The following is an 11127-nucleotide window of genomic DNA, read 5'->3' as shown; positions in this document are numbered from 1 at the left end:
CCCGCCTCCGGGGCACGATCACCGCGGCCGAGCCGACGGCCCGGCCCGGTGCCGACCGCCGGGTGGCGGTCGCGGGCCGGGCGTCCCCGCACGGCGGACAAGGTGCCGCACGCGGGGCCAGGGCCGGACACCCGCGACGCGTCGTGCGGCTCGGTGAGCCCGGGGGCCGGGGCCCGGCCGCGTTTCCGCGGTCGGTGGGGCGCAGTACGGCCTCGTCCGTTCTCGTTACCGCGCCGTGGTCACTTCTCCGTCTGCTCGAGCACCTTGACGTCCCAGGGGCCCAGCGAGATCTCGTCGCCGGCGGTGTGGGGGGTGTCCGTCAGTACGTCCCGTACCGGTGCTGGTACGGGGAACGACCGCGGGGTCCAGGACCAGTTGTGCAGGAAGCGGACCCGGCGTCCGTCGCGCGAGGTGGCGGATGTCGACGTGACGCCGGCCTCCGGCGGACGCCACGCGCTCGCCGGGGCGGCCCAGCGGAAGAGGGCTTCGCCGAGGGCGGGGTCCGGGACGGTGCCGACGTGGGTGATGCGGCCGGCGCCGTGGCGGTGGGTGGTGAGGACGGGCCAGCGGCCGAAGTGCGGATGGTCGTAGGTGGCCAGCGGCTCGGCGCCCTGAGGCTGGAGGCCGTCCGCCCAGTGGAGCGCACGGGCCTCGGCCGGCAGCGGGAAGGCGTCCGTGCCCTGCACGGCCAGCGGAGTGCCCAGGTTGCTGAACTCGTCGTACATGACCCCGGCCGCCTCCGCGAGCCGCGCGGGCTGGATGTCGGTGCGGGCGCGGGCCTCGTGGTCGGCGTAGGCCGTACGGGGGCCGAGCACCAGATGGCCGCCCTGCTCGGCGTACGCGACGAGCCTGTCCAGCGTCGCGTCGTCGGCCGCGTAGAAGGCGGGGACGACGAGCAGCGGCGGCAGTTCGGCGTCCGCCAGCTGCCCGGGGTGCAGGATGCGGGCCTGCACGCCCGCGTCGAAGGCACCGCGGTAGAAGGCGTCGAAGACGGTCTGGTACGAGCGGGTGTCCGCTCCTCCGTCGGGCAAGGCCAGGGAAGGCTGGGCCTGCAGGGCCCACTTGCTGGGGCCGGAGTAGAGGAAGGCGGCATCGGTGTCCGGAGTGAGCGAGGCCACCAGCTCGCCCGCTGTCTCCAACTCCGCTCCCAGCGCGGCGAGTTCGCGGTAGACCCGGCCGGGACGGCCGTTGTGCGGCAGGACGCCGCCCCAGTAGGTCTCGGCACCGAAGTGCAGGGTGTGCCAGTGCCAGTACTCGATCATCGAGGCGCCGCGCGAGATCAGTGCCCACGCGGCCTGCCGCCACTGGCCGTCGTAGGCGGGGCGGTTCTGCCAGGGGAAGCCGATCGCCTGCGCGTTGGTCTCCGTCACCAGGAAGGGCTCCTGGCGTGAGGAGTACATGCGGTCGGCGCTCTGGTACAGCGCCCACGTCCCGCTGGTCGTCCACCCCTGCGGCGCCTGCCCGGTGTCGGGGTGGGCGAGCCCGTCCTGCATCGCGTAGTAGGGATTGCCGGCGGTGACATCGAGCCGGCTCGTCAGCTGATCGTCCTCGACCCCGGGGCGCTCGTAGGAGATGCAGGTGGTGACGAACTGGCCGGGGCCGGCGTACTCGCGCACGATGTCCGCCTGCCAGCCGATGAACTCGGTGGTGAGCCGGGCCTGGAAGCGGCGCCAGGCCAGGTCGTACTGCGGCTGCGCGTTGTTGTCGGGAGTCCACAGGTCGGCCCATGTCGACAGCCGGTGCGACCAGTAGACCAGGCCCCACTCGCGGTTCAGGGTCTCCACGTCCCCGTACGTCTCGCGCAGTTCGTCGGTGAAGCGCTGGAACACACCGTGGTTGTGGAAGAGCTCGTTGCCCGGCTCGTTGTCGACCTGGAAGCCGATGACCGCCGGATGGGAGGCGTACCTGCCGACGATCTTCCGGATGACCCGCTCGGCGTGGAAGCGGAACGCGGGGTGGGTGTAGTCGACCTCCTGGCGGGCGCCCCAGCCGATGCGCCGGCCCGTCTCCCGCTCGCCCGCGATCTCCGGATACAGGCGGGCGAGCCACGGAGGCACCGCGTACGTCGGTGTCCCGAGGATGACGGAGATGCCGCGTTCGTGCGCGCCGTCCAGGACGGGCTGGAGCCAGTCGAGGTCGAAGCGGCCGTTCTCGGGCTCCCAGGTCGACCAGACGGACTCACCGACCCGGATGACCGTGAACCGGGCCTGAACCATCTGGTCGAGGTCGTCCTTGAGCCGCTCGTACGGCTGGTACTCGTGGTAGTAGGCGGCACCGAACAGGACCCGGTCGGGCAACTCGAACATGCTTCTCCTTTACGTGACGGAAGCAGGTGACGGGGCGGGCGTCAGCCCTTGACGGCACCCGTGGACAGGCCTTCAAGGAGCTGCTTGCGCAGCACGACGAAGACCAGGACGGCCGGCAGCACCGCGAGGACCGCTCCGGCGAGCACCAGGTCGTACTGCCGGTTCTCCGCCCTGAAGAGGGTCTGCAGACCGAGCGGGAGGGTGTACTGGGAGCTGTCGGAGACCAGCACCAGCGGCCACAGGAAGCTGTTGTAGCTCTGCAGGAACTGCCAGACACCCAGTGCGCCGAGCGAGGGCCGCAGCAGCGGCAGCACCACCCGCCGGAAGATCCCGAACTCGCTCGCCCCGTCGATGCGCGCGGCCTCCAGGATCTCGTCCGGGACGCTCTGCACGATGTACTGCTGCATCATGAAGATCCCGAACGCGGGCGCCACCCACGGCACGATCAGCGCGAACCACGGGCTGCCGAGGCCGGTCTTCACCAGGATCACGAACAGCGGGACGAGGATCACCGCGAACGGAATCGACAGCGAGCTGAACATCACCCCGAACAGCAGCTGCTTCCCGGCGAACCGGAACTTGGCGAAGCCGTAGCCCGCCAGCGCGCACACGAAGACCGAGACGACGGTGGCGAGCAGGGCGACCACCGTGCTGACGAGGAACCACCGCCCGAAGGGCTGATCGGTGAGCAGTGAGCGGTAGTTGTCCAGCGTGGCCGGGGAGGGGAGGAGCTTCGGCGGGTACTCGAAGATGTCGCCGCGCGTTTTGAAGGATCCGCTCAGCGCCCACAGCAGCGGGGCGGTGAAGGCGAGCAGCAAGGCGGTGAGCGTCGTGTAGAGGAGGGGGCGCCGCAGCACGTTCACGTTCACTTGATCCTCCCTATGCCGAGCAGCCTGTTGAAGAGCTGGCTGAGCGTGAAGACGACGACGAACAGCACGACGCCGGCGGCCGCCGCGTAGCCGAACTGCTGGCGCTCGAAGGCGGCCCGGAAGATGAACATGGCGACGGACAGGGTGGCTTCGGCCGGTCCGCCGTTCGTGAGCAGATAGGGCTCCTCGAAGACCTGGGCGGCGCAGATGAACGACGTCACGACGACGAACGCGGTCACCGGCTTCAGCGCGGGGAGCGTGACGGCGCGGAACGTACGGAAGCGGCTCGCGCCGTCGAGCGCGGCGGCCTCGTACAGCTCGCGGGGCACGTTCTGCAGTCCGGCGAGGAAGAAAATGGTGAGATAGCCGGTCCAGCGCCAGACCATGACCAGGCTGATGGCGACCTTGGACATCGTCGGGTCGCCCAGCCAGTCCACCGATCCGGTGCCGAACAGCGCCCGCAGCAGGGAGTTGAACAGTCCGAACTGCCGGTCGAAGATCAGCCCGAAGATCAGGGCGACGATGATCGGGGAGACCACCATGGGCACGAAGTAGGCGGTCCGCCACAGGTCACGGGCGCGCAGCCCGCGGGAGTTGATCGCCTGGGCGATGAACAGCGCGGCCGGGACGATGACCAGCACGCTGACCAGGACGTAGATGCCGGTGTTGCCGAGCGCCCGGTGGAAGCTCGAATCGGTCAGCAGGTGACTGTAGTTGCGCAGTCCCACCCAGTGCGGTGTGCCGAGGCCGACCCATTCGCACAGGCTCAGCCAGAGCGCCACGCCGATGGGGACCAGCATGAAGAGGACGTAGAGCAGGTAGAAGGGGGCGATGAAGAGGTAGGGGTGCAGGGTCGATCGGCGCTGCTTCGCGGCCGCCGGACCGGCTGTCGCTCCGGCGGCGCTGGTGTCGCCCGTGGTGAGTGTGGAGGTCATGGCTACCGTCCCGCCTGGTCGCGGAAGTCGTCGGCCGCCTTGCGGATGGCGGCGCGCGGGGACAGGTCGCCCCGGTAGGCGCTGAGCAGGCAGCCGCTGAGGACGTCGTTGAGGATCGACTGGTCGGGACTCATGTAGATCGGCGGCACGTCGTCGAGCAGCTCGGTGTAGACGTCGAAGGGCCGCTGTCCGCCGAAGAACTTGTCCTCGGTCCGCAGCAGGGCGGGGTCTTTGTAGACCGAGGCGCGGGTGGGCAGATAGCCCGTCTCGCGGAAGCGGCGGATCTGTCCTTCGTGGGTGAGCCAGGTGCTCAGCAGGAAGTCGGCGGCGGCCTTGGTGTTGGCCTTGTCCCGGGTGACGCCGAACCCGGTGCCGCCGGTGGTGGAGGTGGCATGACCGCCGCCGGAGAAGCGGGGCGGCGCCGCCATGCGCCATTTGCCTTGCTGGTCGGGCACGTTGGCGGCCAGGCCGTAGACCTTGTACCAGGTCGCCATGAGGACGCCGATCACCTTGTTCTGCTGGAGGGCGGCCTGCATCGGGCCGCCGAAGTAGTCGGAGATGTCGGTGATGAAGCCGGCTCGCAGTCCACCGCAGATGAACTCCAGCACCTCCACCGCCTCGGGCGAGTCGAGGACGAGCTGCTGGTCCTGGTCGAAGAGGGCCCCGCCGCGCTGGTTGAGCAGCATCTGGAAGGACTGCACGACCTGGCTGACGTCGGGGCCGGTGACGACCACGTTGAGCGCGACGCCATGGCGCCGGTGCGCGCGCTCGCCGACCCGCGCGAACTCCTGCCAGGTGTCGGTGGCGGGCGGCAGCCCGTACCGGGCGAAGAGGTCCTTGCGGTAGTAGTGGACGACCAGCGGGGTGTCGGAGTCCAGGGCGTACAGCTTGCCGTCCTTGCTGTACGGGGCGGTCCGCGCGGGCAGCAGATCCTCCTTGAGCCCCGGAACGGCCGCCACGTCGTCGGTGAGGTCGTACAGCAGGCGCTCGGCGATGTCGCCGCGCAGCATGCGAGGGAAGGCGTTGATCTCGAAGCCGGTCATGTCCGGCACTCCGCGTTCGGCCACGGCCTGGGCGAGCAGTTTGGTGACGAGGTCCGGTGCGCCGGCGCGCGTGGCGGTCAGTTTGTAGGTGAAGTCGGTGAGCCGGTTGGCGTCCGGGATGCCTCGGGTGAAGAAGTCCTGGTAGCCCTGGTCGTGGGTCCACAGCGAGAGGGTGACGGCGCCGGAGGTGCGGGCGGTGGTACTGCCCCGGCCGCAGGCCGCGAGCGCGGCGGCGGAGCCGAGGCCGAGCGCGCCGCGGAGCAGGGCGCGGCGCGGCGGGGAGGGTGGGGGTGGCGGGGTGAACACGTGGCTCCTCACGTGGTGCGGCTACGAAAGGCGCGTGCGGCGGCCGTCCCGGCGGCGCACGCGGGCAGGACGGATCGGACCGGGGGCGGAGTCGGGGCCCGGTCTGTCCGCCGACGATTCAGCGGGGCAAGGGAGTTGGTTACGTGGGGGTCGGGCGCGCCTGCGGCAGGTGCGCGGGGCGGTCGGTGAGGGTGCGGCGGGGTGGGGGCGCGGTGGAGCTTCGTACGGTCAACTCGACCGGGAGACCGTCGGGTTCGGCCGGGTGGGGTCTGCCCTCGATCATGGCGAGAAGGACGTCCACGGCGCGGGTGGCGACGGCGGAGAAGTCCTGCCGGATGGTGGTCAGCGGTGGGGTCAGATAGGCGGCGGCGGGGACGTCGTCGAAGCCGACGACACTGACGTCGTCCGGAACGCGGCGCCCCGCCTCGGCGAAGGCGCGCAGGGCGCCGAGCGCCATCTCGTCGTTGGCGGCGAACACCGCGGTGAGCTCGGGTTCGCGGGCGAGGAGCCGGCCCACGCGGTAGCCGGAGGCCGGGGTCCAGTCCCCCTCCGCCGGCAGCGCGGGCTCCGGGGCACCGGCCGCGGCCAGGGCCTCGCGCCAGCCGCGTACGCGGTCGCGGGCGGCCCACCAGTCCTGAGGGCCGGGGAGATGCCAGACGGTGCGGTGGCCGAGTTCGAGCAGGTGCTCGGTGGCGATGCGGGCGGCGGCGACGCCGTCGGCGCAGACCATGGCGCTGGGGCCGCCGGCCATCTCCACGCCCTCGCCGAGGCTGACCATCGGCACGTCCGCCTTGAACCGGAGCGGGGTGCCGTCGTCGACGGGTTCGGACAGGACGATGCCGTCGACGCCCTGGTCCAGAAGTGACTCCACGGCCGCCGCGACACCGCCGTCCTGGCCGTCCTGGCCGTCGAGGGTGCTGGCCAGGGCGAAGGAGTAGCCGGTCCGCTGCATGGCCCGTTCCAGGGCGATGAGCAGCGTCGAGGGGCCGTAGAGCGCGGAGCCCAGCGAGACCACGCCGATTCGCCGGTGGCGTCCCATCAGCAGGGCACGGGCCGCGTTGTTCGGACGGTAGTCCAGCTCATGGATGACCTTGAGCACGCGGTCCCGCACCTCGGCGCTGACATGGGGTTCGCCGTTCACGACGCGGGAGACGGTCTTCTGCGAGACCCCGGCGGCGCGGGCGACCTCCGTCATGGTGGCCGGCATGGTGTCTCCCGTTCGGTCGGGCGGTTCGGCGGGGAATCGACGCAGGAATTGACTACGTAGTCAGGAATGACTCGCCGCAGGGGCAGGACGCCATGACTACGTAGTCAGGTCAGTGTTCACACGGACGAAACAGCCGTCAAGACATCGCGCACGACGATGTTCCCGACGGCTGCTCCAGCCCGTGTACTGCCTGAACTCCCCCTACAGCCGCGGATCCACCGGCTCCGACTCCAGCGCCAGCACCCCGAACACCGCCTCGTGCACCCGCCACAGCGGCTCGCCCTCCGCCAGCCGGTCCAGCGCCTCCAGCCCGAGCGCGTACTCCCGGATCGCCAGCGACCGCTTGTGGCCGAGGAAGCGGCCGCGGAGACGGTCGAGGTTCTCGGGGCGGGTGTACTCCGGGCCGTAGATGATCCGGAGGTACTCGCGTCCGCGGCACTTGATGCCGGGCTGCACGAGCCGGCCCTCCCCGCTGCGCACGACGGCCTCGACCGGCTTGACGACCATGCCCTCGCCGCCGCGGCCGGTCATCTCCAGCCACCAGTCGACACCGGCCTGCACCGAGTCCGGGTCATCCGTCTCGACGAAGAGCCGTCGTGTGGTCTGCAGCAGTCCCGACACGTCGCCCGACACGAAGCGGTCGATCAGCGCGAGCTGTTCGTTGTGCGGCAGCCCGGCCAGGCTCCGCCCCTGGACGGCGAGGATCTGGAAGGGCGCCAGCCGCACACCCTCCAGACCGGACGTGGTCCAGCAGTACCGCCGGTACGCCTCGGTGAACGCGGCGGCGTCCGCGGCCCGTTCACGCTGCTTCCCGAGCAGATCCTGTACGTCGACGCCACGCGCCGCCGCTCCTTCGAGCGCGGCGAGCGCGCCCGGGAACACGGCCGCGGAGGCGGCCCCGACGGCCGCGTACTGGGTCCGCAGCAGCCCGGACGCCTTCAGCGACCACGGCATCAACTCGGCGTCGAGCAGCACCCAGTCGGTGTCGAGCTCCTCCCACAGCCCGGCCTCGGTCATCGCACGGCGCATCCGACCGAGGATCTCCTCGGTGACGGCGGATTCGTCGAAGAAGGGCCGCCCCGTGCGGGTGTAGAGGGAGCCGGTCGCACCGTCCACCCCGAAGCGCTCGCGAGCGGCCTCCGCGTCCCGGCACACCAGGGCCACCGCTCGCGAGCCCATGTGCTTCTCCTCGCACACGACCCGCGCGACCCCGTCCGCCTGGTACTGCGCGAAAGCCTCGGCGGGGTGCTCCAGGTAGCCGTCGATGCGCGAGGTCGCCGTCGGGGCCATCGTCGGCGGCAGGTACGGCATCAGCCGCGGGTCCACGGCGAAACGGCTCATGACCTCCAGAGCCGCGGCCGCGTTCTCCTCGCGCACCGACACCCGGCCCGCGTGGCGGGTCTCCACGACCCGGCGGCCGTGCACGTCCGCGAGGTCGAGCGGCCGCCCGTCGTGTCCGCCGGGAGCCTCGGTCGTCAGCGGCTTGGCCGGCTCGTACCAGACCCGCTCGGCCGGTACGTCGACGAGCTCGCGCTCGGGCCAGCGCAGCGCGGTGAGCTTGCCGCCGAAGACGGCACCGGTGTCGAGGCATATGGTGTTGTTCAGCCAGGTCGCGGTGGGGACCGGGGTGTGGCCGTACACCACGGCCGCGCGGCCCCGGTAGTCCTCCGCCCACGGGTAGCGCACGGGCAGCCCGAACTCGTCGGTCTCACCGGTCGTGTCGCCGTACAGCGCGTGCGAGCGCACCCGGCCCGAGGTGCGGCCGTGGTACTTCTCCGGCAGCCCGGCGTGGCAGACCACCAGGCGGCCCTCGTCGAGTACGTAGTGACTGACGAGTCCGTCGACGAACTCCCGCACCTGCTGCTTGAACTCCTCGCTCTCGTCCTCCATCTGCTCGATCGTCTCGGCGAGACCGTGCGTGTGCTGGACCTTGCGGCCCTTGAGGTAACGCCCGTACTTGTTCTCGTGGTTGCCGGGTACGCACAGCGCGTCGCCCGACCCGACCATGGACATCACACGGCGCAGCACGCCCGGGGTGTCCGGGCCGCGGTCGACGAGGTCGCCGACGAAGACGGCCGTACGGCCCTCGGGGTGCGCCCCGTCCACGTAGCCCAACTTGCCGAGCAGCGACTCCAGTTCGGACGCGCAGCCGTGGATGTCGCCGATGATGTCGAAGGGGCCGGTGAGGTGGGTCAGGTCGTTGAACCGCTTCTCGGTGCGGATCCCGGCGCTCTCGATCTCCTCCACACCCCGCAGGATGTGCACCTTGCGGAAGCCTTCGCGCTCCAAGTGCCGCAGCGAGCGCCTCAGTTCGCGGGTGTGGCGCTGGATGACGCGGCGCGGCATGCCGGCCCGGTCGGAACGCGCGGCGTTGCGCTCGGCGCACACCTCTTCCGGCACGTCGAGGACGATGGCGATGGGCAGCACGTCGTGCTTCTTGGCCAGGTCGATCAGCTGTTTGCGGCTCTCCTGCTGCACGCTGGTGGCGTCGACCACGGTGCGCCGGCCCGCCGCGAGCCGCTTGCCCGCGATGTAGTGCAGCACGTCGAAGGCGTCCCGGCTGGCGCTCTGGTCGTTCTCGTCGTCGGCGACGAGGCCGCGGCAGAAGTCGCTGGAGATGACCTCGGTCGGCTTGAAGTGCCGCCGCGCGAAGGTGGACTTGCCCGACCCGGACGCACCGATCAGCACGACGAGGGAGAGGTCGGTGACGGGCAGCGTGCGCCCCTTGGTCTCTGTGGTGGTCATGCGGCCTTCTCCTCCTTCGCGGTACCGGCGGCAGCGGTCATCGTGAACACGGCCATCTGGGTCGGCGGCCCCACCTCGGGGTCGTCGGGTCCTACGGGTGCGAACTCGACTCCGTACCCGTGTCGCTCGGCGACCGCCCGCGCCCAGGTACGGAACTCCTCGCGCGTCCACTCGAAGCGGTGGTCGCCGTGCCGGACATGCCCGGCGGGGAGGGTCTCCCAGCGGACGTTGTACTCGACGTTCGGCGTGGTCACGAGGACGGTCCTGGGACGCGCGGAGCCGAACACGGCGTACTCCAGGGCGGGCAGCCGCGGCAGGTCGAGGTGCTCGATGACCTCACTGAGCACGGCCGCGTCGTACCCCTTGAGCCGGTTGTCGGTGTACGCGAGCGAGCCCTGCAGAAGCTTGACGCGCTCGGCCTGCCGCTCCCCCATGCGCTCCAGCTTGAGCCGGCGCGAGGCGATCGTGAGCGCGCGCATCGACACATCGACACCCACGATCTCGGTGAACCGCGTGTCCTTCAGCAGCGCCTGCACCAACTGCCCCTGCCCACACCCGAGATCGAGCACCCGGCCTGCCCCGGCGGCCCGCAGCGCCTCGACGATCGCGCCCCGTCGCTGCTCGGCGAGCGGTACGGGCTTCTCGTCGGTGTCCGTCTGTTCGTCCACCGCGTTGTCGATCTCCTCGACCTCGCTGTCGTCCGCCTCGGCCAGCCGGACGAGCTCCAGGCGCTCCATGGCCTGCCGGGTCAGCGACCAACGGCGCGACAGATAGCGGCTGGTGATCAGCTTGTGCTCCGGGTGGTCGGGCAGCCAGCCCTCACCGGCGCGCAGCAGCTTGTCGACCTCGTCGGTCGCGACCCAGTAGTGCTTGGCGTCGTCGAGGACGGGCAGCAGAACGTACAGATGACGCAGCGCCTGCGCGAGGATCAGCTCGTCCGACTCCAGTACGAGGTGTACGTAACGGGAGTCGCCCCACTCCGGGAACTCGGCGTCCAGCACCACGGCTTGAGCGGTCACCGTCCAGCCGAGCGGCTCGAAGAGCCCCCGTACGAGGTCGATCCCGCCGCGCGCGGGCAGTGCGGGCACCTCGATGCGCAGGGGCATCGGCTGCCCGGGCCGGTCGGGCTTCGCGGTGCACCGGCCCTTCATCGCGCTGGAGAACACACTGCTCAGCGCCACGGCGAGCAGCGACGAGGCTGCGTACGGGCGGTCGTTGACGTACTGCGCGAGCGCGGCGTCCGGCGCGCCGCCCCTCCCCTTGCCCTTCCCGCGCCGGACCAGCGCCACCGCGTCGACCTCCAGCAGCAGCGCCGCCGTGCAGCGCTCCGCGCTCGCCTCCGGGTAGAGGACGTGCGCCTTGCCGTAGGACAGCTTGGTCGAGAATAGATTGTCAGGGTGCTTGTGGAGCAAGAATCCCAGGTCAGTGGCCGGGTGCTGCTCGTTGCCGGTGGTGGAGATCGTCAGGAACACGAGACTGAGTATGTGTGCGAGTGGGCCCACACCGGTACTGGATTACGCAGGAAAGACAGAGGACCCCGCCATGTCGGCAAGGGCGCAACACCAACGCCCGCCGCCCCGACGTACTCGCCGCCCAGCGCAAGGAACACGCCCGCATCCACAGCGAGAAGGGCATCCGCTGGGGCGGACGCCCCCTAGGGCCTGTGTCGAAAGTGGCGCCTGCCGGGCGACGCCACTTTCGACACAGGCCCTAGTG

The 11127-nt window shown here is 70.7% G+C and carries 7 protein-coding genes; all 7 read right to left on the bottom strand.

Going from position 1 to position 11127, the window contains the following annotated elements; all coding sequences use genetic code 11:
- Positions 1 to 239 precede the first annotated feature (239 nt).
- Positions 240 to 2306 (bottom strand): beta-galactosidase, encoded by a 2067-nt coding sequence (locus tag FGD71_RS36030; RefSeq protein WP_119104758.1) that lies wholly within the window; start codon positions 2304 to 2306, stop codon positions 240 to 242.
- Between the two features lie 41 nt (positions 2307 to 2347).
- On the bottom strand, positions 2348 to 3175 hold the full coding sequence (locus FGD71_RS36025; protein ID WP_240436940.1) for a carbohydrate ABC transporter permease: 828 nt from the start codon (positions 3173 to 3175) through the stop codon (positions 2348 to 2350).
- Positions 3172 to 4110 (bottom strand): carbohydrate ABC transporter permease, encoded by a 939-nt coding sequence (locus tag FGD71_RS36020; protein ID WP_119104757.1) that lies wholly within the window; start codon positions 4108 to 4110, stop codon positions 3172 to 3174. Before FGD71_RS36020 ends, FGD71_RS36025 begins: the two co-directional genes overlap by 4 nt.
- A gap of 2 nt (positions 4111 to 4112) precedes the next feature.
- Positions 4113 to 5459: an ABC transporter substrate-binding protein gene (locus FGD71_RS36015; RefSeq protein ID WP_119104756.1), complete on the bottom strand. Its 1347-nt coding sequence runs from the start codon at positions 5457 to 5459 to the stop codon at positions 4113 to 4115.
- Positions 5460 to 5598: 139 nt separating this feature from the next.
- Positions 5599 to 6666 (bottom strand): LacI family DNA-binding transcriptional regulator, encoded by a 1068-nt coding sequence (locus tag FGD71_RS36010; protein ID WP_240436939.1) that lies wholly within the window; start codon positions 6664 to 6666, stop codon positions 5599 to 5601.
- A 201-nt stretch (positions 6667 to 6867) separates the two neighbouring features.
- Positions 6868 to 9411 (bottom strand): polynucleotide kinase-phosphatase, encoded by a 2544-nt coding sequence (locus FGD71_RS36005; RefSeq protein WP_119104755.1) that lies wholly within the window; start codon positions 9409 to 9411, stop codon positions 6868 to 6870.
- Positions 9408 to 10883, bottom strand: coding sequence for a 3' terminal RNA ribose 2'-O-methyltransferase Hen1 (locus FGD71_RS36000; protein WP_119104754.1), 1476 nt, complete (start codon positions 10881 to 10883; stop codon positions 9408 to 9410). Before FGD71_RS36000 ends, FGD71_RS36005 begins: the two co-directional genes overlap by 4 nt.
- Positions 10884 to 11127: the final 244 nt, after the last annotated feature.

The organism is Streptomyces sporangiiformans (genome assembly GCF_005768555.2).
In the GTDB taxonomy this organism is placed as follows: domain Bacteria; phylum Actinomycetota; class Actinomycetes; order Streptomycetales; family Streptomycetaceae; genus Streptomyces; species Streptomyces sporangiiformans.
This window is presented reverse-complemented; position numbering and strand designations above follow the sequence as displayed.